This window comes from Williamsia sp. z34 (genome assembly GCF_059553395.1).
In genome coordinates, this window is record NZ_JCANWW010000008.1 from 202,189 (window position 1) to 225,904 (window position 23,716).

At 65.2% G+C, this 23,716-nt stretch carries 22 protein-coding genes and 1 pseudogene; 14 read left to right on the top strand and 9 right to left on the bottom strand.

Annotation, left to right across the window (positions count from 1 at the left end; translation table 11 throughout):
* Positions 1 to 64 precede the first annotated feature (64 nt).
* Positions 65 to 1,285: an acetyl-CoA C-acetyltransferase gene (locus AC51GT_RS20155; protein WP_496329945.1), complete on the bottom strand. Its 1,221-nt coding sequence runs from the start codon at positions 1,283 to 1,285 to the stop codon at positions 65 to 67.
* Between the two features lie 186 nt (positions 1,286 to 1,471).
* On the opposite strand from AC51GT_RS20155, the gene AC51GT_RS20160 reads away from it, so the two are divergent.
* The 6 genes from AC51GT_RS20160 (at position 1,472) to AC51GT_RS20185 (ending at position 8,891) form a co-directional block, all read left to right on the top strand.
* Positions 1,472 to 2,875: a cystathionine beta-synthase gene (locus tag AC51GT_RS20160; RefSeq protein ID WP_496329946.1), complete on the top strand. Its 1,404-nt coding sequence runs from the start codon at positions 1,472 to 1,474 to the stop codon at positions 2,873 to 2,875.
* 75 nt (positions 2,876 to 2,950) lie between these two features.
* Complete coding sequence (locus AC51GT_RS20165) at positions 2,951 to 4,123, top strand: cystathionine gamma-synthase (protein ID WP_496329947.1); 1,173 nt, start codon at positions 2,951 to 2,953, stop codon at positions 4,121 to 4,123.
* A gap of 166 nt (positions 4,124 to 4,289) precedes the next feature.
* Complete coding sequence (gene ilvA, locus AC51GT_RS20170) at positions 4,290 to 5,438, top strand: threonine ammonia-lyase (RefSeq protein ID WP_496329964.1); 1,149 nt, start codon at positions 4,290 to 4,292, stop codon at positions 5,436 to 5,438.
* A 73-nt stretch (positions 5,439 to 5,511) separates the two neighbouring features.
* Positions 5,512 to 6,213 (top strand): TerD family protein, encoded by a 702-nt coding sequence (locus tag AC51GT_RS20175; protein WP_496329948.1) that lies wholly within the window; start codon positions 5,512 to 5,514, stop codon positions 6,211 to 6,213.
* Positions 6,214 to 6,350: 137 nt separating this feature from the next.
* Positions 6,351 to 7,352, top strand: a complete 1,002-nt coding sequence (locus tag AC51GT_RS20180) for an AurF N-oxygenase family protein (protein ID WP_496329949.1) — start codon at positions 6,351 to 6,353, stop codon at positions 7,350 to 7,352.
* Positions 7,353 to 7,355: 3 nt separating this feature from the next.
* Positions 7,356 to 8,891 (top strand): 4Fe-4S binding protein, encoded by a 1,536-nt coding sequence (locus AC51GT_RS20185; protein ID WP_496329950.1) that lies wholly within the window; start codon positions 7,356 to 7,358, stop codon positions 8,889 to 8,891.
* 66 nt (positions 8,892 to 8,957) lie between these two features.
* Here AC51GT_RS20185 and AC51GT_RS20190 read toward each other — a convergent pair whose 3' ends face one another.
* The 5 genes from AC51GT_RS20190 to AC51GT_RS20210 form a co-directional block, all read right to left on the bottom strand.
* Positions 8,958 to 9,170, bottom strand: coding sequence for a hypothetical protein (locus AC51GT_RS20190; protein ID WP_496326171.1), 213 nt, complete (start codon positions 9,168 to 9,170; stop codon positions 8,958 to 8,960).
* Between the two features lie 99 nt (positions 9,171 to 9,269).
* The gene (gene greA, locus AC51GT_RS20195; protein ID WP_020108804.1) at positions 9,270 to 9,764 is read right to left on the bottom strand and encodes a transcription elongation factor GreA; all 495 of its coding nucleotides are present in this window, start codon (positions 9,762 to 9,764) and stop codon (positions 9,270 to 9,272) included.
* A 105-nt stretch (positions 9,765 to 9,869) separates the two neighbouring features.
* Positions 9,870 to 10,634 (bottom strand): queuosine precursor transporter, encoded by a 765-nt coding sequence (locus AC51GT_RS20200; protein ID WP_496329951.1) that lies wholly within the window; start codon positions 10,632 to 10,634, stop codon positions 9,870 to 9,872.
* Positions 10,635 to 10,653: 19 nt separating this feature from the next.
* Entirely contained in the window at positions 10,654 to 11,358 is a 705-nt protein-coding gene (locus tag AC51GT_RS20205) for an LppP/LprE family lipoprotein (protein WP_496329952.1), read from the bottom strand.
* A 168-nt stretch (positions 11,359 to 11,526) separates the two neighbouring features.
* On the bottom strand, positions 11,527 to 11,955 hold the full coding sequence (locus AC51GT_RS20210; RefSeq protein ID WP_496329953.1) for a DUF4307 domain-containing protein: 429 nt from the start codon (positions 11,953 to 11,955) through the stop codon (positions 11,527 to 11,529).
* Between the two features lie 129 nt (positions 11,956 to 12,084).
* On the opposite strand from AC51GT_RS20210, the gene mca reads away from it, so the two are divergent.
* The 3 genes and pseudogenes from mca to AC51GT_RS20225 all read left to right on the top strand — a co-directional run bounded on the left by mca (position 12,085) and on the right by AC51GT_RS20225 (position 15,195).
* Complete coding sequence (mca, locus tag AC51GT_RS20215; RefSeq protein ID WP_496326248.1) at positions 12,085 to 12,951, top strand: mycothiol conjugate amidase Mca; 867 nt, start codon at positions 12,085 to 12,087, stop codon at positions 12,949 to 12,951.
* Positions 12,948 to 13,169: pseudogene (locus AC51GT_RS20220) on the top strand (hypothetical protein); the annotation flags it as partial. The gene mca and the pseudogene AC51GT_RS20220, both read left to right, overlap by 4 nt.
* Complete coding sequence (locus AC51GT_RS20225) at positions 13,168 to 15,195, top strand: thioredoxin domain-containing protein (RefSeq protein WP_496329954.1); 2,028 nt, start codon at positions 13,168 to 13,170, stop codon at positions 15,193 to 15,195. The pseudogene AC51GT_RS20220 and the gene AC51GT_RS20225, both read left to right, overlap by 2 nt.
* Positions 15,196 to 15,357: 162 nt before the next feature.
* On the opposite strand, the gene rocD is transcribed toward AC51GT_RS20225, so the two are convergent.
* Complete coding sequence (rocD, locus tag AC51GT_RS20230; protein ID WP_496329965.1) at positions 15,358 to 16,533, bottom strand: ornithine--oxo-acid transaminase; 1,176 nt, start codon at positions 16,531 to 16,533, stop codon at positions 15,358 to 15,360.
* 166 nt (positions 16,534 to 16,699) lie between these two features.
* Between rocD and AC51GT_RS20235 the strand changes: the two genes are divergently transcribed.
* Both AC51GT_RS20235 and AC51GT_RS20240 read left to right on the top strand, forming a co-directional pair.
* Positions 16,700 to 17,146, top strand: coding sequence for an Lrp/AsnC family transcriptional regulator (locus AC51GT_RS20235; protein WP_496326166.1), 447 nt, complete (start codon positions 16,700 to 16,702; stop codon positions 17,144 to 17,146).
* Positions 17,147 to 17,402: 256 nt separating this feature from the next.
* The gene (locus AC51GT_RS20240; protein ID WP_496326165.1) at positions 17,403 to 18,503 is read left to right on the top strand and encodes a 3-deoxy-7-phosphoheptulonate synthase; all 1,101 of its coding nucleotides are present in this window, start codon (positions 17,403 to 17,405) and stop codon (positions 18,501 to 18,503) included.
* Here the strand turns inward: AC51GT_RS20240 and trhA are convergent.
* A complete protein-coding gene (gene trhA / locus AC51GT_RS20245) occupies positions 18,496 to 19,122 on the bottom strand; it encodes a PAQR family membrane homeostasis protein TrhA (protein WP_496329966.1) in 627 nt (208 codons plus the stop codon). The two genes, AC51GT_RS20240 and trhA, sit on opposite strands and share 8 nt — an antisense overlap.
* Positions 19,123 to 19,225: 103 nt before the next feature.
* Between trhA and AC51GT_RS20250 the strand changes: the two genes are divergently transcribed.
* Positions 19,226 to 20,008 carry an isoprenyl transferase gene (locus AC51GT_RS20250; RefSeq protein WP_496326164.1) on the top strand — a complete coding sequence of 261 codons (783 nt, stop codon included), beginning with the start codon at positions 19,226 to 19,228 and terminating at the stop codon, positions 20,006 to 20,008.
* A 39-nt stretch (positions 20,009 to 20,047) separates the two neighbouring features.
* Here AC51GT_RS20250 and coaA read toward each other — a convergent pair whose 3' ends face one another.
* Positions 20,048 to 20,980, bottom strand: coding sequence for a type I pantothenate kinase (coaA, locus tag AC51GT_RS20255; RefSeq protein ID WP_496326163.1), 933 nt, complete (start codon positions 20,978 to 20,980; stop codon positions 20,048 to 20,050).
* A gap of 98 nt (positions 20,981 to 21,078) precedes the next feature.
* Here coaA and AC51GT_RS20260 point away from each other — a divergent pair, with 98 nt between their 5' ends.
* Entirely contained in the window at positions 21,079 to 22,305 is a 1,227-nt protein-coding gene (locus tag AC51GT_RS20260; protein WP_496329967.1) for a DUF885 domain-containing protein, read from the top strand.
* 81 nt (positions 22,306 to 22,386) lie between these two features.
* The gene (gene glyA, locus AC51GT_RS20265) at positions 22,387 to 23,685 is read left to right on the top strand and encodes a serine hydroxymethyltransferase (protein ID WP_496326162.1); all 1,299 of its coding nucleotides are present in this window, start codon (positions 22,387 to 22,389) and stop codon (positions 23,683 to 23,685) included.
* The last annotated feature ends 31 nt before the right edge of the window (positions 23,686 to 23,716 follow it).

Sequence of the window (23,716 nt, forward strand, 5' to 3'; positions counted from 1 at the left end):
GATCCAACAAAGAAGCCCGCGACCGAATCCGGTCGCGGGCTTCTTTGTGTCCATTGCGGAGGCCTCAGCTGAGGCGCTCGAGCACCATTGCCATGCCCTGTCCGCCGCCGACGCACATGGTTTCGACCCCGAAGGTCTTGTCGTAGGTCTTGAGGTTGTTGATCAGGGTGGCGGTGATGCGTGCACCGGTCATGCCGAACGGGTGGCCCAGTGCGATGGCTCCACCGGAGACGTTGAGCTTGTCGTGATCGATACCCAATTCCTTGGCCGATCCGAGGACCTGCACCGCGAACGCCTCGTTGATCTCGAACAGATCGATGTCTTCGATGCCCATACCGGCGTGACGCAGGACCTTGCGGACGGCCTCGATGGGGCCCAGACCCATGATCTCGGGGGACAGTCCGGTGGCCGCGGTCGCGACGATCCGGGCCAGCGGGGTCAGGCCGAGAGCCTTGGCCTTGGTGTCGCTCATGATGACCAGTGCGGCGGCACCGTCGTTGAGGGGGCAGGCGTTGCCGGCGGTGACGGTGCCGTCGGGCCTGAACACCGGCTTGAGCTGGCTGATCTTCTCGTAGGTGGTGCCGGCGCGGGGGCCGTCGTCGGTGCTCACAACGGTGCCGTCGGCCAGGGTGATCGGATCGATTTCGCGGGCGAAGAATCCGGAGTTGATGGCTTCTTCGGCGCGGTTCTGGCTGAGCACGGCCCAGTGATCCTGGTCCTCGCGGGAGATCCCGGTGAACGAGGCGACGTTTTCGGCGGTCTCGCCCATGGGGATGTAGATGTCGGGCAGTACACCCGCGGCGCGAGGATCACTCCACGCCGGGCCGCCACCCTGCGCTGCCTTGGCGGTGCGTTCCATCGCCTCGGCGAACTCGGGGTTCTTGGTGTCGGGCCAGCCGTCGGCGCTGCCGGTTCCGAAGCTGGACACGCTCTCGACGCCGCCGGAGATGAACACATCGCCTTCGCCGGCGCGGATCGCGTGGAGTGCCATGCGGGTGGTCTGCAGCGACGACGAGCAGTAGCGGTTCACGGTGACACCGGGAAGGTGATCCATTCCGGCCAGGACGGCCACCACACGGGCCATGTTGAAGCCGGCCTTGCCCGCGGGCTGACCGGAGCCCAGATGCAGGTCGTCGATGTCGGCGCGGTCGAGTTCGGGGACCTTGCTCAACACGGTCTCGACCATCTGGCGGGCCAGTTCGTCGGGGCGGACGTCTTTGAGTGAACCTTTGACCGCCCGGCCGATCGGTGAACGGGCGGTGGCGACGATAACTGCTTCTGGCATGAGAACTCCCTACGATGCACGTGGTTCTGCAGATCAGTGTGATGCTGATCAAGTCCTGACGTTACCCCTGGTCAACCCGACCACCGCCGCGTGGTCCGGTGCATCACGGCGCGGGCGCGGGACCATTCGGCGCCCGGATGCGGATACAGCTCCAACTTAATCGAGGCGGTCTGGGACGATGGAGACATGCGCATCGCAAGTCACATCACCGACCTCATCGGCAACACCCCGCTCGTCCAGCTCAACTCGGTTGTCCCGGCAGGGTCGGGCCTGGTGGCGGCGAAGGTGGAATACCTCAATCCCGGCGGCAGCTCCAAAGACCGCATCGCCATCAAGATGATCGATGCGGCGGAGGCATCCGGCGAACTCAAGCCCGGCGGCACGATCGTCGAACCGACGTCGGGTAACACCGGCATCGGTCTGGCACTGGTCGCCCAGCAGCGCGGTTACAAGTGTGTTTTCGTGGTCCCCGACAAGGTCGGCGAGGACAAGCGGAACGTCTTGAAGGCTTACGGAGCCGAAGTGGTGGTGTGCCCCACGGCAGTGGCACCGGAGCATCCGGACAGCTACTACAACGTCTCCGACCGCCTGACCCGCGAGATCGAGGGCGCCTGGAAGCCCAACCAGTACGCAAACCCGGCCGGCCCCGAGTCCCACTACGAGTCCACCGGACCCGAGATCTGGAACGACACCGACGGCAAGATCACCCACTTCGTTGCAGGTGTCGGCACCGGCGGGACCATCACCGGCACCGGCCGTTATCTCAAAGAGGTTTCGGGCGGAAAGGTGAAGGTGATCGGCGCCGATCCCGAGGGTTCGGTGTACTCCGGCGGCTCCGGTCGTCCGTACCTGGTCGAAGGTGTCGGCGAAGACTTCTGGCCGAGCGCCTACGACCCGTCCATCCCGGACGAGATCATCGCGGTCTCCGATGCCGATTCGTTCGAGATGACCCGCCGTCTGGCCCGTGAAGAGGGACTGCTGGTCGGTGGCTCCTGCGGTATGGCCGTGGTGGCGGCGCTGCGGGTGGCCGAGCGTGAGGGTCCGGACGCGCTCGTTGTCGTGTTGCTGCCCGACGGTGGACGCGGCTACATGGGCAAGATCTTCAACGACAAATGGATGAGCAGTTACGGCTTCCTGCGCAGCCCGCTCGACGGCAAAGGCCAGTCCGAGCCGCTGGTCGGCGACGTCCTGCGCGGCAAGTCCGGTGCGTTGCCGGATCTGGTGCACACCCATCCGCAGGAAACCCTGCGCGATGCGATCGAGATCCTGCGCGAGTACGAGGTGTCGCAGATGCCGGTCGTCGGAGCCGAGCCGCCCATCATGGCCGGCGAGGTCGCCGGTGCGGTCAGCGAACGCGAGCTGCTCAGTGCGGTGTTCGAGGGCCGGGCCAGTCTGGCCGACCCGGTCAGCGCCCACATGGGCGAGCCCTTCCCGTTGATCGGGTCCGGCGAGCCGGTGTCGACGGCGACCAAGGCGCTCGGCGACACCGATGCGCTGATGGTGGTCGAGGACGGTAAACCGATCGGCGTCATCACCCGCCACGATCTGCTCGCGTTTGTCAGCGCCGTCGGTGCGCCGACCGTCGGCTGAACAACAATCTTCGGGTCGTCGGCCGACCGTCAGGGCGGATCGGCCGACGATTTTCGGGGCACTAGGCTGGTTGCCATGAGTGAGCAGCGCAGTAAGACCGACTCGCACAACTGGCAGGGATTCGCCACCAAGGCGATTCATGCCGGATACGAACCGGATCCGCTGACCGGTGCGGTCAACGTGCCGATCTACGCCAGTTCCACCTTCGCCCAGGACGGCGTCGGTGGAATGCGCGGTGGATTCGAGTACGCCCGTACCGGAAACCCGACCCGGCAGGCGCTCGAGGCCAACCTCGCGGCCCTCGAAGAGGGAAGTTTCGGCCGGGCCTTCGCATCCGGTATGGCTGCCACCGATGCACTGCTGCGGGCCACTCTGCGGCCGGGCGACCACCTGGTGATCCCCAACGACGCCTACGGCGGCACCTTCCGGTTGATCGACAAGGTCTTCTCCCAATGGGGGATCGAGTACTCGGTGGCACCGGTCACCGACGTCGACGCGGTGCGGGCGGCCATCCGCCCCAACACGAAGCTGGTCTGGATCGAGACCCCGACCAACCCGTTGCTCAACATCGGTGACATCGAGGCGCTGGCCGGTGTTGCGCATGAGGCCGGCACAAAGCTCGTGGTGGACAACACCTTTGCTTCGCCGTACCTGCAGCGCCCGCTGACCCTCGGCGCCGACGTGGTGCTGCACTCGACCACCAAGTACCTCGGTGGCCACTCGGATGTGGTCGGCGGCGCGCTGATCACCGACGACGAGCAGCTCGACACCGATCTGGCGTTCCTGCAGAACGGTGCCGGCGCGGTACCCGGACCGTTCGACGCGTACCTGACCATGCGCGGCATCAAGACCCTGGCCGTCCGCATGGACCGGCACAGCGACAACGCGGAGCGGATCGTCGACTTCCTGCTCTCGCATCCGAAGATCGATTCGGTGCTGTACCCCGGTCTGGCGAACCACCCGGGCCACGAGGCGGCAGCCAAGCAGATGAAGCGTTTCGGCGGCATGATCTCCGTGCGGGTGGCCGGTGGTCTCGAAGCTGCGCAGCAGTTCTGTGACCGTACCGAGGTGTTCACCTTGGCCGAGTCACTCGGCGGCATCGAGTCGCTGATCGAGCATCCCGCCGCGATGACCCATGCGTCGACCGCCGGGTCGCTGCTGGAGGTCCCTGATGACCTCGTCCGGTTGTCGGTCGGTATCGAAGACATCGGTGACCTGCTCGGGGACATCGAGAACGCCCTGAGCTGACACTCCCGTCCTTCCGAATTCGCGCCGCTTACCTGCGTTCGCGCCGGTTGCAACCGGCGCACACGCAGGCAAGCGGCGCGAATTCTGCGTTGAGGGGTGGCAGGCTGACCCTGTGAGCATTGATCAGGCATCCATCGACCGAGCGGTGCAGTTGCTGGCACCGACGATGCGCCGGACGCCGGTGGTGGCGTCGCGGGCGCTGTCGGAACGATGTGGCCACGACGTGTGGCTCAAGTGTGAAAACCTTCAGCGCACAGGCTCTTTCAAGCCGCGCGGCGCGTACGTCCGGATTTTCGGACTCAGTGCCACCGAGCGGGCGAACGGTGTGGTCGCGGCCAGTGCGGGCAACCACGCGCAGGGTGTGGCGTGGTCGGCTGCCACCCTGGGTATCGCCTCACGCGTCTACATGCCCACCGGTGCATCGCTGCCCAAGATCGCCGCAACCCGGGCTTACGGCGCCGCCGTGGTCCTCGAAGGCGAGACCGTCGACGAGAGCCTGGAGGCCGCGGCCCGCTACGCCGAAGAGTCCGGCGCCATCCTGATCCACCCGTTCGACCACCCCGACATCGTGGCCGGGCAGGCCACGGTGGGGATCGAGATCCTGGAGCAGTTGCCCGACGTCGGGACCGTGCTGGTACCCCTCGGCGGCGGCGGTCTGCTCGCCGGGGTGGCCGCCGCGGTCAAACTGCACCGCCCAGAGGTGCGGGTGATCGGGGTACAGGCGACGTCCGCGGCGGCCTGGCCCGATTCGCTCGCGGCCGGAAAGCCGGTCAAGGCCCGGTCGATGAACACGATGGCCGACGGCATCTCAGTGGCACTGCCCGGCGCGGTGCCGTTCGCGCACGTGCAGGACCTGGTGGACGAGGTCGTCACGGTCAGCGAGGAATCGATCTCGCAGGCACTTCTGCTGGTGCTGGAGCGAGCAAAGCTGGTTGTCGAACCGGCCGGCGCGACGGCGGTCGCGGCGTTGACGAGCCTGCCCGATCTCGAACTCGCCGGACAGGTCTGCGTGGTGCTGTCCGGCGGCAACATCGATCCGCTGCTGCTGACGCAGGTGATCACGCACGGTCTGCGGGCCTCCGGGCGGTATCTGACGATCACCGTGACGGTGCCCGACCGACCTGGTGGGCTGGTCGCGTTGCTCGAGTTGCTGCGCGACCTGAACGTCAGCGTGGTCGACGTGATCCACTCGCGGGTCAGTGGCGAACTGAGCCTCGGAGAGGTCGCGGTGACGGTCAGTCTGGAGACCAAGGGACCTGATCATCAGGCCAGGGTCCGGTCCGCGCTGGCCCGCGCCGGCTATTCGGTGGCCTGACGCCGTCTTTGCCTGCTGACGGTCCCTGTCGGCATCGGTACGAGACCGCCGCTCCCGCACTAGGCTCACGGGTATGGGAATCGACTACACGAAGCGCGGCAATCCGACACAGCAGCCGGCGCAGACACCGCCGCCACCGTCGACGCCACCCGCCGCCGCACCGGCCACCCCGCCGGTCCAGCTGAGCAAGATCACCCTGACCAAGGCGCAGCCGACGGTGAACCTCGCGAAGTCGGGCTCGTCCGGCGGGACCATTCGCGTCAACCTGAACTGGGCACAGGCGCCGGCCACGGGCGGATTCTTCAAACGCAAGAGTTCCGTCGACCTCGATCTGCGCTGCCTGTACGAGCTGGCCGACGGGTCCCGCGGCGGAATCGGTGCGCTGGATCGCAACTTCGGCTCCCTGGAGAAGCCGCCGTACATCAAACTCGATCAGGACGACCGTTCCGGAAGCGTGGCCGGCGGCGAGAACATGTTCATCAACCTGGCCGACCCCTCGGTGTTCCGGCGCATCCTCATCTTCGCCGACATCTACGAGGGCAGCCCGAACTGGGCCGCGGTCGACGGCGTCGTCACGGTGGAGTCGCAGTTCGGACCGCCGATCGAGGTACGGATGGACTCGGCCAAGAACAGCCTGCGCACGGCCTCCATCGTTCTCATCGAGGTCGGCGGCGACGGGGTGAGCGTGACCCGTGCGGTCGAATATTTCTCCGGCGGCGACAAGATGGACAAACATTTCCGGTGGGGCCTCAACTGGGGGCGTGGCAGCAAATAGTCCCAGGTAGGGGCTCGGCCTCCTCGTCGCTTCGCCGGAACTGGGCGTAACAACGCTCGTTGATTTAACAACGGGCGTTGACAAGTTCGCGCCGGCCTTCTAGCGTCATGTGAACATGTTGCATCGAGGAGGCGAAGATGACTGAAGCGTTGAAGTATGTCCCGGAGCACACCAAGGCGGCTACCGGTGACAACTACGACCAGGTCCTCGATGACCTGTCGAGCGCGTCGGTGCACCGCAATTTCGACCCGTACATCGACATCGACTGGGATGCTCCCCACATGGCGGTCGTCGACAACGACCCCCGCTGGGTGCTGTCCAAGGACGTCGACCCGATCGGTCGGCACCCCTGGTACCAGAATCTCCCTGTCGACAAGCAGATCAAGATCGGGATGTGGCGCCAGGCCAATGTCGCCAAGGTCGGTCTGCAATTCGAGTCGATCCTCATCCGTGGACTGATGCAGTACAGCTTCAAGCTGCCCAACGGAGCACGCGAGTTCCGTTACACCACGCACGAGTCGAAAGAAGAGTGCAATCACACCCTGATGTTTCAGGAGTTCGTGAACCGCACCGGTGTCGATGTACCCGGCGCAAAACTCGGGTACCGGATGATCTCGCCGCTGGTGCCGCTCGCGTCCACGATCTTCCCGAGCCTGTTCTTCTTCGGTGTGCTCGGCGGCGAAGAGCCGATCGATCACATCCAGAAGGACTTCCTGCGCAACCGCGATGAGATGCACCCGACCATGATGGCCGTGATGCAGCTACACGTCGCCGAAGAGGCGCGTCACATCTCCTTCGCCCATCATCTGCTGCGTGAGACCGTCCCGAAGAAGGGCCTCGTCCAGCGGTTCCTGTTGTCGCTGATGTTCCCGATCATCATGCGTGTGCTCTGCGGTGCGATCGTGGTGCCGCCGAAGTCTTTCCAGAAGGAGTTCGACGTTCCCGATCAGGTCATGAAGGAGCTGTTCTGGAAGTCGGAGAACTCGAAGCAGTTCCTGCGCAACGTCTTCGGTGATGTCCGCATGCTGGCGCAGCAATGTGGCCTGATGAACCCGGTCTCGCGGTTCCTGTGGCGGATCCTCGGTATCGGCGGACGTCCTTCGCGGTTCCGCAGCGAGCCCGCCTACACGGCAGCGTAGCCCGTGCCGCACGTTGTCACCCAGGCGTGTTGCGCCGACGCCTCATGCGTCTACGCCTGCCCGGTCAATTGCATTCACCCCACGCCGGACGAGCCCGATTTTCTGACCTCGGAGATGCTGTACATCGACCCGTCCACCTGCGTCGATTGTGGAGCCTGCGTCAGTGCCTGCCCCGTGGGTGCGATTGTCCCCGGTCATCGCATCGACCCGCAGGACGAGCGGTATCTCGAGATCAACGCGGCCCACTACGACACGGTGTCGCCGTTGCCGGTCCGTTTCCCGGTCGACGAGAAGCTACGTCTGCCACTGGCGCCCATCAGCAAACCCAAACCGATCGCGGTGCCGGGCGGCGGCGACATCCGCGTTGCGATCGTGGGGACGGGGCCGTCGGCGATGTACGCGGCCGACGAGTTGCTGCGTTATCCGGGCGTGTACGTCACGATGTACGAACGCCTCGGCAAACCCTTCGGTCTTGCGCGCTATGGTGTTGCGCCCGATCACCTTTCGACCCGCAAGGTGATGGCGCTGTTCGATGAGATGGCACGTAATGATCGCCTCGACATCATGCTCAACTGTGAGGTCGGGCGAGACGTCGCGCTCGACGATCTGCGCCGCGATTTCCATGGCGTGATCTATGCCGGTGGTGCGAAAACGGACCGACGGCTTGAGATCCCCGGCATCGGTCTGGACAACGTCGCCAGCGCAACGGAATTCGTCGGCTGGTACAACGGCCATCCGGATTTTGTCGATCGTGACTTCGACCTCTCGCATCGGCGGGTGGTTGTGATCGGTAACGGCAACGTCGCGCTCGATGTCGCCCGGATCCTCACCACTGATCCTGAAGCCCTTGCCTCGACCTCGATTTCGCCGGGGGCGTTGGACGCGCTGCGCAATTCGAAGGTCGAAGAGGTCTGTGTCGTCGGGCGCCGGGGCGCGGCCCATGCCGCATTCACGTTGCCCGAACTGGTCGGACTGGCCGACCGTGGGGCCAATGTCACCGTCGATCCGGAATTGCTGACCTCCTTCGGTCCGCCGGACGACCACACCATCGCGGCCAAACTCGCACTACTGACCGAACTGTCCCAGCGCGCATCACGATCGGGGCCGGTGATCAGGTTCGGCTTCCTGCGGTCGCCGCAGGAGATCGTCGCCGACGCGGACGGATCGGCCGCCGGCGTGAAGTTCGGGATCAATCAGCTCGATCCAGGCACGGGTGGGATCGAATCGACAGGGGAGACCGAGACGGTCGAGGCCGGGCTGGTGCTGACATCGATCGGCTACAAGGGTGTCGCGGTGCCCGGACTGCCCTTCGACGGCGCACGCGGTGTCATCCCCAACGATCGAGGACGGGTCGTCCAGTACGGCACCCCGATGACCGGCGTCTATGTCACCGGATGGATCAAACGCGGACCCTCCGGTTTCATCGGCACCAACAAGTCCGATTCGGCTGAAACGGTCGGACAGCTACGCGCCGATCTCGAGGCCGGTCTGTTGTCGGCGCCGACCACCTCGAAGCGTCGGCGCCTGTTTCCGCGCTGATATCGCTGACAACCCAAAGGTGACGTCCCCCGATCGGGGGACGTCACCTTTTGTTGCGTATCCGGTCTAAGTGTCGAGGCGCGCCTGCACCGACTGTTCGTTGAGGTCGTCGCCTTCGACGACGTGGAGCCGCTCGCCCTCGTGCGACCCGTTGACCCAGTCGCCGGTGGTCTTCCAGTCGATGATCTTGCCGTCGTTGTCGAACGCGATGGCGGTGTACTCCGGGTGCGCTTCGGCGAGCTCGGCGATACGTCGGGCGGTGCTGGTCGAATCAGTCATGGATGCGGTGTACCCACAAGGCCACAAACCAAAAATGGTGACTTCCGGCGAACCCCGACCTGCGGGTTCGGCTGCCAGAAGCCACCATTTGCGGGGGGTCTAGTTGTGGTACGGCTCCGCGCTGACGAGCGTCACCGAGACGGTGGCGCCGCTGGGCACGGTGTACTTGCGGGTGTCGCCGACCTTGGCGTCGATGAGCGCGCCGCCCAGCGGTGACTTCGGCGAGTACACCTCGAGCTTGTCCTCGGACGATCCCTGTTCGCGGGTGGCGATCAGGAATGTCTCGGTGTCGGACTCGTCGCCGTCGTAGTACACCTTCACGACAGAACCGGGCAGAGCCACACCGGACTGGGTGGGTGTCTCGCCGACCTTCGCGGTGTTGAGGAGCTCCTGGAGCTGTCGGATGCGGGCCTCTTGCTGGCCCTGCTCGTCACGGGCAGCGTGGTAGCCACCGTTCTCTTTGAGGTCTCCCTCTTCGCGCCGCTCGTTGATCTCGGCGGCAATCACCGGACGGTTCGCGATGAGCGCGTCGAGCTCCTCTTTGAGCCGATCATGGGACTCCTGGGTAAGCCAGGTCACCTCGGTGTCGGTCATGCTCGATCACTCCCTCTCGTTAAATACAGCAACACGGCCCCTTCCGGAACCGTGTATCAGCCCAGACTACCAGGTGACGTGTACGGATCCCCAATTCCTACACAATTATGCCCCTTGGGACGGCTCGGCCCGGTAGGTCGGTTCGCGGTTCTTGAGCCACCTGATGGCCGCGTACGTCAACGGCATGATCGCTATCTCGACCAGCGTCTTCCAAATGAAGCCGATGAGTGCGTAATTCAGGAAATCAGACCACGTCGAGATGCCCAGCGCACTGGCCGCGATCGCGCAAAAAACCAGCGTGTCGAAGAACTCGCCGACCACGGTGGAACCGAGGAGGCGGGCCCACAGGTGCTTCTCGCCGGACCTCGCCTTCATCTTCACCAGGACCCAGGAGTTGAGGAACTCGCCGACGAGATATCCGGCCAGGCCGGCTGCCAGGAACTGGGGGAGCACACCGGCGACGGTCTCGAATGATTCCTGGCCGTCGTAGAACTCCGCGGCAGGCAGCTTGATGGTCAGCCAGAAGCAGAAGGAGGCGATCAGCAGGACGAAGAAACCTGCCAGGATGGTGCGTCGCATCGCCCGGAAGCCATAGACCTCGCTGATCACGTCGCCGAGGACATAGGCGAGAGGAAAGAGGTAGAAGGCGCCGTCGGTCACCAGTCCGTCCATGGACAGCGGACCGAGGTCGAAGTGGAGGTCGGAGAACAGCACCACACCCTTGGTGCCGGTGATGTTGCTGATCATCATCACGCCGACGAAGAGACCGACGAGCATCGGATAGTACGGACTTGCGATGGTGGCGAACGCCGGACTCGTTCCCTTGGCGGTGAGCGAGTCCGGCTGCCCAGACTGGTTCGTGGATGTCATGGGTGCCGATTATGGGCGATCAGCACCCATTCGGTGTCAATGCCCCGGGCAGTGCGCCGATCCTCTCCACTCCGGAACCGGTCCAGCGGTAGCTGACATCGACCTGGCCCTGCGGATCTGCATTGGGTTCATGGCCGACGATGTACCGGTAGGTGACGAACACCTCACTGTCGTCGGCGCCGGTGACGGTTTGGTACGAGAGGTTGCACCCCGTGCCCACAGGTGCACCGTCGTAGAAGAAGGCCAACTGGTAGGGGGACGACACCGTGCCGCCCTCGGTTGCCAGAGCGACATAGGTGAAGCCGGCGCAACTGAAGTTGTTCTCCGCCGGAACCCATCGGCCATCGGGTACCGGCGGGTCGATCTGGCCGATCGCGGCGTCGATGATGGCGGCAGAGTTGTCGGGATCGCATGAGGAGTTGTCGTCCGGATCCGGGTTGCCGCCCGGATCGTTCGGATCGATCGGATCGTTCGGATCGATCGTGACGGGTGGTGGCACGGTGACGGTTTCTGTCCGGCCGGCCGGTTGTGTCGTCCCCGGCATCTCCGTGACGCTCGAGGCCCAGGATGTGGACGACGTCGGACTGCTTGCTCCGGCCCCGTCGTCGTCGGAGTCCGAGCAAGCGGAGATGCCGGTGATCAGTACCGTGGCCGCACCCACGGCCACCCAGGTACGGGCCGACGACACGGTCGTCGAAAAGAGCCTGTCCACAGTCTTTTTCATCGATTCATCCTTTCCGTTGCCGACCCACTTGGTCCGTCGCGATCGGCGGCGGGAAAGTTAGTCACGGAAAGGCATCGAAACGTAGACATCGAGCATGTGTGCAGGTGAGCCGGTCGCGGGCCGATACCGCTGTCGGTCGACCGAACGACCGGGAGCGGTGGTTTCAGATCACGGTGCGACGAGATATTCCGGGACGTTCTTGCTGCATCCATAGACCTCGCCGACCACCGGGGCGGCCGAGGTGTTGACGACCTCCGACATCGATAAACGGGATTCGGTGGACGCCGGGATGTACACCTCGCGGCGACCGGTCTCGCTACCGTCCAGGGATCGGGCACGCAGGATGCAGGTGGCCGGGACCTCGGGATCCTTGCGGGTGACTGTGAACTTCACCTCAACACTCGTGTCATCGAGGATCTCGTAGCCGGTGGCCTCCCCGGAGATGTCGGGGTCGGAGAAGTTGTTGTAACCGACCCACGCGATGAGCACGCCCAGGGCGATGACCAGGGCAGTCAGGCCTATCGACCACACGCGGCGGGAGCGTGGTGAACGGTCGGTGGGGTAGCGCCCCGACGGTGGTGTGCGAGGGCTTGTCATGTGTTCATACCTACCATGGAGGCAGAACCGGGTACCGGTGCGCCATGGTCCGTCCGGACGGTGGGAGTATTGAACCCGAATACCGATCTGTTGTGAAGGTGAGGAAATCGCGTGGGCGGACTACGACTGATGGCGGTGCATGCGCACCCCGACGACGAGTCCAGCAAAGGCGCGGCCACGATGGCCAAGTACGCCGCCGAGGGCAATGACGTCCTGGTGGTCACTCTGACCGGTGGCGAGCGCGGCGACATCCTCAATCCCGCGATGGACCTGCCGGGCATCGTCGAGCGCCTACCCGAGGTGCGTCGCGAAGAGATGGCCAAGGCGGCGGCTGCGCTCGGTGTGCGCCAGCAGTGGCTGGGCTTTGTCGACTCGGGCCTGCCCGAAGGGGATCCGAAACCGCCGCTACCCGAGGGCTCGTTCGCGGCCATCCCGCTCGAGATCCCGACCGAGGCGCTGGTCAAGGTGATCCGGGAGTTCAAGCCCCACGTGATGATCACCTACGACGAACACGGCGGGTACCCGCACCCCGACCACATCCGTGACCATGAGGTGTCGATGGCCGCCTACGAGGCCGCTGCCGATCCCGAACAGTTCCCTGATGCCGGGGAGCCCTGGGCGGTGTCGAAGATCTACTACACCCACGGATTCATCCGCGACCGGATGATCCTGTTCTCTGACGAGTACGCAAAAATCGGCAAGGAGAGTCCCTTCGCCGAGTGGCTGGCGAACTGGGACCCCGAGCGCGGGAACACGATGGGCCGGGTCACCACGCAGGTGACCTGCGGCGACTACTTCCCCAAGCGCGACGAGGCGCTGTTGGCCCACGCCACGCAGATCGACCCCAATGGCATCTTTTTCGCGGTCCCGATGGAGTGGCAGCAGCGACTGTGGCCGACCGAAGAGTTCGAGCTGGCGAAGACCCGCGTGAAGACCGCGATCCCCGAGACCGATCTCTTCGCCGGAATCACCGCTGATGAGGAGGTTGTCGGATGAACATGACCTATGCCGCAGCACAGTTGACCGACATACTCGCCGCCCCCGAGGGCCCGGAGTTCGGCAAGGCGTCCCCGCTGGGGCTGCTGGTTGTCGTTCTGCTGCTGGTCGGAACGGTTTTCTTGATCTGGTCGATGAACCGGCACCTCAAGAAACTGCCGAAGAAGTTCGACTGGGACCATCCTGAGGACGATCAGGCCGCCGACGACGGGACCGATGGTGACCCGAGACAGCAACAGTCTCGCTGAGGCGACAAGTCCGTATCTGCGCCAGCACGCCGACAATCCGGTGCACTGGCAGCAATGGGGTGCCGACGCGCTGGACTGGGCGCGCGAGCGTGACGTACCGATCCTGTTGTCGGTCGGCTATGCGGCCTGCCATTGGTGCCACGTCATGGCGCACGAGTCGTTCGAGGACCCCACCACCGCCACGGTGATGAACCGGCATTTCGTCTGCATCAAGGTCGACCGCGAAGAGCGGCCCGACATCGACGCGATTTATATGAACGCCACCGTCGCGATGACCGGCCAGGGTGGCTGGCCGATGACCTGTTTCCTGACGCCGGACGGCGAGCCTTTCTACTGCGGCACCTACTTCCCGTCGGTGCCGCGGCACGGTCTGCCGTCGTTCGTCCAGCTTCTCGATGCGATCACCGAGACGTGGAACACCAAACGTGATGAGGTTCACCGGGTTGGGTCGGCGGTCGCCGAGCAACTCGCCGCCAACGCTGCCGGCCTGCCCGATCCCGAGTTCGCCATCGACAGCCCGCTGCTCGAACACGCGGTGACCAAGGTCCTGGAGGACGAGGACCGCGAGTACGGCGGATTCGGTGGCGCGCCGAAGTTCCCGCCGTCGGCACTGCTCGAAGGATTGATCCGTGAATCGGAGCGCACCGGTGACCCGAGGGGCCTTCAGGCGGCGCAACGCACCGCGGCGGTGATGGCCCGCGGTGGTATCTACGATCAGCTCGCCGGTGGGTTCGCCCGATACGCGGTCGACCAGGACTGGGTCGTCCCGCACTTCGAGAAGATGCTCTACGACAACGCGCAACTGCTCAGGGTGTACGCGCATCTGGCGCGCACCACATCAGATCCGTTGGCGCAGAAGGTCACCGAGGAGACCATCGGATTCTTGGACCGCGACCTCAGGGTCGTCGGCGGTTTCGCCTCGGCCCTGGACGCCGATACCGACGGCCGCGAGGGACTGACGTACGTGTGGACGCCGCAGGAGTTGATCGACGTACTCGGTGCCGAGGACGGACAGTGGGCGGCGCAACTGTTCACCGTGACCGCCGCAGGCACCTTCGAAGACGGCGCCTCGACCCTGCAACTGCGCGCGGATCCCGACGACATCGACCGGTTCGAATCGGTGCGCACCCGGTTGTCGGCCGCGCGGGCGTCCCGGCCGCAGCCCGGTATCGACGGCAAAGTCGTGACCGGCTGGAATGCCATGACCATCACCGCGCTCGCCGAAGCCGGCGCCGGACTCGGTCGTCCGGACTGGATCGACCTGGCCACCTGGTGCGCCGGAGAACTGCTCGCGCGGCATGAGGTCGGCGGTCGCCTGCGACGGTCGTCGCTCGACGGTGTGGCCGGGGAGCCGCTGGCGATGCTCGACGACCACGCCGCACTGGTCACCGCACTGCTGGCGCTCTATCAGGTGACCGGACAACAGCATTGGCGAGACCGCGGTCTCGACCTCCTGGACCGCACCATCGATTTGTTTGCCGATCCGGAGGTGTCGGGCTCCTGGTACGACGCCGGATCGGACGCCGACGCCTTGCTGACCCGACCGCGGGACCCGATCGACGGTGCAACACCGGCGGGCACCTCGTTGGTGGCCGAGGCGCTGCTGACCGCCGCGCCGCTGGCCCCGGTCGACCGCACACCACGCGGTGCCGACGGTTACCTGGCGCTGGCCGACGACACCCTGACCCGTGGTGGCGTGCTGCTGGCAAAGCTGCCGAGATCGGCCGGGCATTGGCTGGCCGTCACGTCCGCGTGGCTGGCCGGGCCGCTTCAGGTCGCCGTGTCCCAGCCCGACGCGGACTCCACCGGACTGCTCACCGAAGCGCGACGGCGAGCACCGGGCGGTGCGATCGTCGTCGGCGGAGTCGTCGATTCCCAGCCGCTGTTGACCGGACGGCCCCCGGTGAATGGTGAACCGGCTGCCTACGTCTGCCGCGGATCGGTGTGTGGACTCCCGGTGACGACCGCCGAAGGACTCGCCGCACAACTCGCCTGACCGCCGAGCGTGCCGAAATCACCGCCGAGCGTGCCGATCTGGCCGCCGAGCGTGCCGAAATCACCGTCGAGCGTGCCGATCTGGCCGCCGAGCGTGCCAAAGTTGCAGGCGTGCAGTCATTTTCGGCACGGTCGACGGTGATTTCGGCACGCTCGGCGGGGGTCAGGTGTGGAGGGTGGCCTCGACTTGATCCATGGCCCAATCGATTTCGTCAGTGGTGATGACGATCGGTGGGGCAAAGCGCAGGGTGCTGCCGTGGGTTTCCTTGACCAGGACACCGCGCTCGGCAAGCTTTTTGGAGAGGTCCTTGCCCGTACCGAGCGCCGGATCGACGTCGACGCCTGCCCATAGGCCGAGCCCTCGGACCTCGGTGACGCCGTGAGGGATCATCGCCCGGAGTCTTTCGTGGAGATGGGTTCCCAGGGTGGCAGCCCGGTCCTGCCAATATCCAGTACCCAGCATGTGCACCACCGTCGAACCGACCGCGGCGGCAAGCGGGTTACCACCGAAGGTGGAGCCGTGTTCGCCCGGATGGAGTACCCCGAGGATGTCGCTGTCGCCGACCACCGCCGACACCGGGAGCACACCTCCGCCCAGCGCCTTGCCCAGCGTGTACAGGTCCGGCACCACGCCCCAGTGGTCGCAGGCGAAGGTGGTTCCGGTTCTGGCCAGACCGGATTGGATCTCATCGCAGATCATCAGAACGTTTGTGGCCGTGCAGAGTTCACGAACGTCGGCGAGGTAGCCATCCGGTGGGACGACGATACCGGCCTCACCCTGGATGGGTTCGATCAGCACCGCGACGGTGGTGTCATCGATGGCGGCGGCCATCGCCGCGGCGTCACCGAACGCAGCGATGCGGAATCCGGGGGTGAACGGCCCGAAGCCGCTGCGGGCGGTCGGGTCATCCGAGAAGCTCACGATGGTGGTGGTCCGGCCGTGGAAGTTACCGGCCGCCACCACAATTGATGCCTGACCGGCCGGTACGCCCTTGACGTCGGTGCCCCACTTGCGGGCCACCTTGATGGCCGACTCCACCGCCTCGGCGCCGGTGTTCATCGGCAGCACCATTTCCTTGTCGCAGAGTGCGGCCAGGTCTCGGCAGAACGGTCCCAGGCGATCGGAGTGAAAGGCCCTGCTGGTCAGAGTGAGTCGGCCGAGCTGGTCGGTGGCGGCGGCGATGATCTCCCGGTTGCGATGGCCGAAGTTGATCGCCGAGTAGCCCGCCAGGCAATCGAGGTGGCGGCGTCCTTCGACGTCGGTGATCCAGGCGCCGTCGGCGGTGGCCGCGACGACGGGAAGTGGTGAATAGTTGTGTGCCGCGAAGTCGTCGACCATGGCGATGTGCCGCGCCGACGCGACGATCTCGCTGATGGTCACTCACTGATCGTAGGAACTCGCTGTGACGCAATCAATCTGCGTCCGTTGCTTTGACGCCAGCCATCTGTTGCGCGATCTGGCACAATAGGGGGATCTGTTGCGTGAGGCGAAAAGAGGTCGACCGGTGGCTGAGCTGGACGAGATCGACGAGGCGATTCTGGGTTGCCTGACCCGGGATGCGCGGCAGACCTACGCGCAGATCGGGGAGGCCGTACGGCTCTCCGCGCCGGCCGTGAAACGGCGCGTCGACCGGCTTGTCTCGTCCGGTGTGATCCGCGGATTCACCGTCGTCACCGATCCGGCAGCGCTGCAATGGACCACCGAGGCGTACGTCCAGGTGTTCTGCCGGGGCACCATTGCGCCGGACATCCTCGCCAAATCGTGGGAACACATCTCCGAGGTGGTCAGTGCCGCCACCGTCACCGGTCCGGCCGACGCGATCCTGCGGGTGGTCGCGCGCGATGTCCAGCACCTCGAGGTGGCTCTCGAACGGATCCGCGCCGCCGAGACCGTCGACCACTCCGAGAGCATCATCGTGCTGTCCCGGGTGATCGATCGCGGTCATCCGTGACGGGCCGGACAGCTCGTGGTCAGGCGTTTTGGGCGGTAGGCGGCCACCGTGCTACATTCGCCGACGTGAACATTTGTGCTGGTGCCTATTGGCGCTTTATCGAGGCTCCGGGTGGAGCCGCCGATACTGCGTTGTACTGAACGCGCGCCAACACCCGGAGCCCCGAGCAGTGACCACCATGGTCGCTGCTTTTTTCTTTGTCAGGGCACCGGTTCCATGAGTGCAGGTGCTCGCCGAAATCAGGAAGGCACGCATCATGACCAGCGAATCCATCACCCCCCAGGCTGAGCAGGCGACGATGGTCGGACCCAAGACGTCCGACCGCCGCATCCGCGCATTCCGCGAGATCCCGTCACCGAACATCGTCCGGGCCGAACTGCCGTTGACCGACCGCCGCGCTGCCGTCGTACAGCGCGATCGGGACGAGATCGCCGACATCCTCGCCGGACGCGACGACCGACTGCTGGTCATCGTCGGACCGTGTTCGGTTCACGACACCGTGGCCGCCCTGGACTACGCACGACGCCTTGCCCCGTTGGCCGTCGAGCATGCCGATCGGCTCAAGATCGTGATGCGGGTGTACTTCGAAAAGCCCCGTACCACCGTTGGCTGGAAGGGCCTGATCAACGATCCGGGGATGGACGGTTCGTTCGACGTCGAGCGTGGACTTCGGACCGCCCGCGCGTTGCTCCTCGACATCATCGACCTCGGTCTGCCCGTCGGATGTGAGTTCCTCGAACCGACGAGCCCGCAGTACATCGCGGACGCCGTGGCGTGGGGTGCGATCGGCGCCCGGACCACCGAGTCCCAGGTGCATCGCCAGCTGGCATCGGGTCTGTCGATGCCGATCGGATTCAAGAACGGAACCGACGGGAACATCCAGGTTGCCGTCGATGGAGTCAAGGCCGCCGCCGCCGAGCATGTCTTCTTCGGTGTCGACGACTTCGGCCGCGGCGCGATCGTCGAGACCGAGGGCAACGAGGATTGCCACGTGATCCTGCGGGGCGGGACGTCGGGACCGAACTTCGCCGTCGACACGATCAACACCACCCTCACCGCACTGGCCAAGGCCGGTCTGCCCGAACTGGTGATGGTCGACTGCTCGCACGCCAATTCGGGCAAAGACCACCTCCAGCAGGCCGTGGTCGCCACCGACATCGCCGAGATGATCGTCGGTGGGCAGCACGGCATCAGCGGTGTGATGTTGGAGAGCTTCCTCGTCGCGGGTGCGCAATCGCCGGACGCCGAGGTGCTGACCTACGGCCAGTCGGTTACCGACAAGTGCATGGACTGGGATGCCACGGTGGCTGTGGTGCAGACACTTTCGGCAGCCAAGGCCCCGTCCGCCGCTAGCTGAACAGCACCAGCCAGACCGCGACGTAGTGGACCAGCGCCGCAATGACGGTGCAGGCGTGGAAGAACTCGTGGTGACCGAAGGTGTTCGGCCACGGGTTGGGCCACTGCGTCGCGTAGAGGACGCCGCCGACGGTGTAGAAGAATCCGCCGACGGCCAGGAGCACGACCACGGTCCCGCCCACGGAGTCGATGAGTGTCGGGGCGACGGCGACGATCGTCCAGCCCAGGATGACGTAGAGCGTCACACCGAGCCAGCGCGGCGAGGTCGGCCAGAGCATTTTCAGGGTGACCCCGGCCAGCGCCCCGGCCCACACGATGATCAGCACCACCATCTGTGTGGGTGGCTTCAGTCCGATCACGCAGAACGGAGTGTAGCTGCCGGCGATGAAGATGAAGATCATCGAATGGTCGGCCCGTTTCATCCACATCTTGGCGACGTCGGTGGTCCAGTCGACCCGGTGGTATGTGGCGCTGACCCCGAACACCCCGCAGACCGTCAGGGAATAGATACCGCAGGCCAGAGCCGCCATCGGGCCGACCATCGCCCACGCGACGGCGACGAGGACGATGCCGGTGACGATGGCGGTGAAGCCGGCGTACAGGTGAATCCAGCCGCGCATCCGCGGCTTCAGTTCAGCGAGTCGTGCGAGTTCGGAGGAGACCACGATCTACGGTAACTTAGGTACGCATCGACCGATCTCCACGCCGCGTAAGGTGTACCCAGTGAAGCTGATTCCCGACGCCATGCGTGGACCCATGTACCGGGTCTACGAACGTCGGCTCACCCACTATCTCGATCCGGAACGTATTCCTCGTCACATCGCGATCATCTGTGACGGCAATCGTCGCTGGGCTCGCGAGGCCGGGTTCGAAAACGTCAATCATGGGCATCGGGTCGGAGCGCAGAAGATCGCCGAGGTCCTCACCTGGTGCAGTGAACTCGACATCTCCACGGTCACCATCTACCTCCTTTCGACCGAGAATCTGAGCCGCGGCACCGAAGAACTCGGCGCGCTGATGGAGATCGTCCCGGACATCGTGGAAGAGATCTCCGCGCCCGGGCAGCCGTGGCGGGTGAAAGTTGTTGGTGCCCTTGATCAACTGCCGGTCGAGGTGTCGAGTCGGCTGAAGGCCGCCGAACAGCAGACGGCTAGTCGGGTCGGCCCGACGGTGAATGTGGCCGTCGGTTACGGCGGGCGCCAGGAGATCGTGGACTCGGTGCGTTCGCTGCTGGCCGACCGGATCGCCGCCGGGGACTCACCCGAAGAACTTGTCGATGCGGTCACCGTCGAGGCCATCGACCAGAATCTCTACACCCGCGGTCAGCCCGACCCCGACCTGGTGATCAGAACCTCTGGCGAACAACGCCTTTCGGGCTTTTTGCTCTGGCAGAGTGCGTACTCGGAGATCTGGTTCACCGACGCCTACTGGCCGGCGTTTCGTCGCGTCGACTTCCTGCGCGCACTCCGTGACTACGGTGCCCGAAGCCGCCGCTTCGGCAAGTGAGCGCGAGGCTTTCCCTGCTCTGAGAACCCCCCGTGGTTCTCAGATCTTGCGCAGACGCACCCGGTTGATCGCGTGATTGGCGTCCTTGCGCAACACCAGCGTCGCCCGGGGGCGGGTCGGCAGGATGTTCTCCACCAGATTCGGCCGGTTGATGCCGTTCCAGATGTCGCGGGCGGCCAGGAATGCCTGGTCATCGTTCAGTGATGAGTAGTGGTGGAAGTGTGAGTTCGGATCAGCGAATGCGGTTGTCCGCATGGCCAGGAACCGGGTGATGTACCAGTCTTCGATGTCCTCGATGCGGGCGTCGACGTAGATCGAGAAGTCGAACAGGTCCGAGACCATCAGCCGGGCTCCGGTCTGGAGCACGTTCAGTCCCTCGACGATGAGGATGTCCGGTTGCCGCACATGATGTTTGGTCCCGCGGACGATGTCGTAGGACACGTGCGAATACACCGGCGCCGACACATCGCGAGCACCTGACTTCACCTCGGTCACGAATCGCAGCAGTGCGCGGCGATCGTAGGACTCGGGGAAACCCTTGCGGTGCATGATCCCGCGACGTTCGAGCTCGGCGGTGGGGTAGAGGAATCCGTCCGTCGTGATCAGGTCCACGGTGGGGTGCGATTCCCAGCGGGCGAGTAGCGCCTGCAACACGCGTGCGGTGGTCGACTTGCCGACGGCCACACTGCCGGCGACGCCGATGATGAACGGCACCTGCCGCTCGGGTTTGCGTTCGCCCAGGAAGGTGGCCGTCGCGGCGAACAACCGTTGCCGGGCGGCGACCTGAAGGTGGATCAGACGGGACAGCGGCAGGTAGACATCCGCGACCTCCGTCAGATCGATCTGTTCGCCGAGGCCACGCAATTCGCGCAGCTCACTCTCGGTCAGCACCATCGGCATCGATTGGCGCAGATCTCGCCACTGACGGCGATCGAGTTCGATATACGGACTCGGCTCGGTTATCCGTGACATGTCAACTTTCGATCCGTGGGACCTGCAGCATGGAGATCATCCTTGCGAATGCCTCCGAGGACAACAACTCCGGGGTCACTTCGGTAGCGTTTGACCCCATGCACAACGAAGCGATCACGTCGCGGTATCTGCGGTTGGGCCTGGCATTTGATCGTCTGGAAGAGGGTTTCGTCGACGCGTTCACCGGTGATCCGGCGCTGCGTCGCGAGGTCGAGAACGCCTCGGCGCCCGATCCGAGAGATCTTGCCCATCAGGCGGCTTCGCTGCGCAAGGAACTCCCCGGCGCCGGTTTGGGGGAGATACGCACCGAGTTCATCGAGTCGGCACTGCGGGCGCTCGAATGTTCGGCCCGAAAGTTCGCGGGGGATGACATCGGGTTCGTCGACGAGGTCCGCAACTACTTCGACGTCGACATCACCATGGGCGATCCGGACACCTATCGCCGCGTCCACGCCGAGCTGGATGAGCTGCTTCCGGGATCGGGGGACCTCGCAGAGCGTTATGCCGCGCACAAACGGGGCGAAGAGATCCCGCCGGACCGGGTGGCCGAGGTGGTCTCGGCGTTCAGCAGTGCACTGAGGGAACGGGTGCGGGGAACCTACTCGCTGCCCGAGTCCGAGATCGTCGACTTCGAGGTGGTCGGTGACAAGCCGTGGTCGGGGTTCAATTATTACCTCGGCGACTACCGGTCGAAGGTGGCCATCAACGGCGATCTCACCCAGCACATGTCGTCGCTGCCACACCTCATCGCCCACGAGGCCTATCCGGGCCATCACACCGAACACTGTCGTAAAGAGCAGTTGCTGGTCGGTTCCGGCCAGGTCGAGCAGTCGATCTTCCTGGTGAACACCCCGCAGTGCCTGATGGCCGAAGGGCTCGCAGACCACGCGCTCGGCGCCGCGATCGGGCCAGGCTGGGGGCGCTGGGCGCAGGAGATCTACGCCGACCTCGGATTGCGATTCGACGGGGAGCGGGCCGATGCCATCGGCAAGGCCACCGCCGGATTGCTCGGCGTGCGCCAGGACGCGGCGCTGCTTCTGCACGACCGCGGCGCCGACCAGGACACGGTCGCGTCGTATCTGCAGACCTGGCTGCTGGCCACCGATGAACGGGCCCGGCAGATGCTGCGGTTCCTGTCGTCGCCGTTGTGGCGGGCCTACATCAGTACCTACGTCGAGGGCTATCGGCTCCTGGCAACCTGGCTGGACGCCGCTGCACCGGATGAGCGGCTCTCGCGCTTCGGCCGGTTGCTCGACGAGCCGCTGACACCGGGGCGTCTGCGGGCCGAGTTGGCCGCCGGACACCCGGACCGGAGTGGCGAATAATAGGGCATGTGAGGGTTGTCCGCCGGGTCTCTTACACTGAACGTGCCGATTCGCCCGCGCAGCAGCGTCTGAAGGAGACAAATGACCGACGTCAACACCGCATCCCTGGCTGAGCTAGACCCGGATGTGGCGGCCGCGATGAATGGCGAGCTGACCCGTCAGCGCGACACCCTGGAGATGATCGCGTCGGAGAACTTCGTTCCGCGCGCGGTCCTGCAGGCCCAGGGCAGTGTGCTGACCAACAAATACGCCGAGGGTTACCCCGGCCGCCGGTACTACGGTGGCTGCGAATATGTCGACGTTGTCGAGGACATCGCCCGCAACCGGGCGAAAGAGCTGTTCGGTGCCGAGTTCGCCAACGTGCAGCCCCACTCCGGTGCGCAGGCCAACGCTGCTGTCCTGGCCGCGCTGATGGAGCCCGGCGAGACCATGTTGGGCCTCGACCTGGCTCACGGCGGCCACCTCACGCACGGCATGCGACTGAACTTTTCCGGAAAGCTCTACGAGAACGCCTTCTACGGCGTGAGCAAAGAAGACTTCCGCATCGACATGGACGAGGTCCGCAAGGTCGCCCTCGACACCAAGCCGAAGGTCATCGTCGCCGGCTGGTCGGCGTACCCGCGGACGCTGGACTTCGCGGCGTTCCGCTCCATCGCCGATGAGGTCGGTGCGCACCTGTGGGTCGACATGGCCCACTTCGCCGGGCTCGTCGCCGCCGGACTGCATCCGTCGCCGGTCCCGTACGCCGATGTGGTGTCCTCGACCGTCCACAAGACCCTCGGTGGCCCGCGCTCGGGCATCATCCTGGCCAAGAAGGAGTGGGCCAAGAAGCTCAACTCCGCAGTGTTCCCGGGCCAGCAGGGCGGTCCGCTGATGCACGTCATCGCCGCCAAGGCCGTGGCCCTCAAGATCGCCGGCACCGAGGAGTTCAAGGAGCGCCAGCAGCGCACCCTCGACGGTGCCCGTGTCCTGGCCGAGCGTCTGAACGGTGACGACGTGTCCAAGGCCGGTGTGTCGGTGCTGACCGGTGGCACCGACGTGCACCTGGTCCTGGTCGACCTGCGGCACAGCAACCTCGACGGCCAGCAGGCCGAAGACCTGCTCCATCAGGTCGGCATCACCGTCAACCGCAACGCCGTGCCGTTCGACCCGCGTCCGCCGATGGTGACCTCCGGACTGCGGATCGGTACACCTGCGCTGGCCACCCGCGGCTTCGGTGAAGAGCAGTTCCGTGAGGTCGCCGACATCATCGGTACCGCACTGGCTGCCGGGCAGGGCGCGGACGTCTCGGCGCTGCGGGCCCGTGTCTCACAGCTGGCCCTCGACTTCCCGCTTTACGAGGGACTCGAGGACTGGGGCCTGCTCAGCACCCAGCACTGAGCCTGCACACCACCACACGAACCCACCTCTT

What these genes read in the sequence shown, in the direction of transcription:
- rocD (WP_496329965.1), bottom strand. Translation starts at nt 16,533, where the DNA reads ATGGTCGACGACTTCGCGGCACACAACTATTCACCACTTCCCGTCGTC.
- greA (WP_020108804.1), bottom strand. Translation starts at nt 9,764, where the DNA reads ATGACCGACACCGAGGTGACCTGGCTTACCCAGGAGTCCCATGATCGG.
- AC51GT_RS20200 (WP_496329951.1), bottom strand. Translation starts at nt 10,634, where the DNA reads ATGACATCCACGAACCAGTCTGGGCAGCCGGACTCGCTCACCGCCAAG.
- AC51GT_RS20175 (WP_496329948.1), top strand. Translation starts at nt 5,512, where the DNA reads ATGGGAATCGACTACACGAAGCGCGGCAATCCGACACAGCAGCCGGCG.
- mca (WP_496326248.1), top strand. Translation starts at nt 12,085, where the DNA reads ATGGCGGTGCATGCGCACCCCGACGACGAGTCCAGCAAAGGCGCGGCC.
- AC51GT_RS20225 (WP_496329954.1), top strand. Translation starts at nt 13,168, where the DNA reads ATGGTGACCCGAGACAGCAACAGTCTCGCTGAGGCGACAAGTCCGTAT.
- glyA (WP_496326162.1), top strand. Translation starts at nt 22,387, where the DNA reads ATGACCGACGTCAACACCGCATCCCTGGCTGAGCTAGACCCGGATGTG.
- AC51GT_RS20260 (WP_496329967.1), top strand. Translation starts at nt 21,079, where the DNA reads ATGCACAACGAAGCGATCACGTCGCGGTATCTGCGGTTGGGCCTGGCA.
- AC51GT_RS20205 (WP_496329952.1), bottom strand. Translation starts at nt 11,358, where the DNA reads ATGAAAAAGACTGTGGACAGGCTCTTTTCGACGACCGTGTCGTCGGCC.
- AC51GT_RS20155 (WP_496329945.1), bottom strand. Translation starts at nt 1,285, where the DNA reads ATGCCAGAAGCAGTTATCGTCGCCACCGCCCGTTCACCGATCGGCCGG.
- ilvA (WP_496329964.1), top strand. Translation starts at nt 4,290, where the DNA reads ATGCGCCGGACGCCGGTGGTGGCGTCGCGGGCGCTGTCGGAACGATGT.
- AC51GT_RS20210 (WP_496329953.1), bottom strand. Translation starts at nt 11,955, where the DNA reads ATGACAAGCCCTCGCACACCACCGTCGGGGCGCTACCCCACCGACCGT.
- trhA (WP_496329966.1), bottom strand. Translation starts at nt 19,122, where the DNA reads ATGCGCGGCTGGATTCACCTGTACGCCGGCTTCACCGCCATCGTCACC.
- AC51GT_RS20165 (WP_496329947.1), top strand. Translation starts at nt 2,951, where the DNA reads ATGAGTGAGCAGCGCAGTAAGACCGACTCGCACAACTGGCAGGGATTC.
- AC51GT_RS20180 (WP_496329949.1), top strand. Translation starts at nt 6,351, where the DNA reads ATGACTGAAGCGTTGAAGTATGTCCCGGAGCACACCAAGGCGGCTACC.
- AC51GT_RS20190 (WP_496326171.1), bottom strand. Translation starts at nt 9,170, where the DNA reads ATGACTGATTCGACCAGCACCGCCCGACGTATCGCCGAGCTCGCCGAA.
- coaA (WP_496326163.1), bottom strand. Translation starts at nt 20,980, where the DNA reads ATGTCACGGATAACCGAGCCGAGTCCGTATATCGAACTCGATCGCCGT.
- AC51GT_RS20240 (WP_496326165.1), top strand. Translation starts at nt 17,403, where the DNA reads ATGACCAGCGAATCCATCACCCCCCAGGCTGAGCAGGCGACGATGGTC.
- AC51GT_RS20160 (WP_496329946.1), top strand. Translation starts at nt 1,472, where the DNA reads ATGCGCATCGCAAGTCACATCACCGACCTCATCGGCAACACCCCGCTC.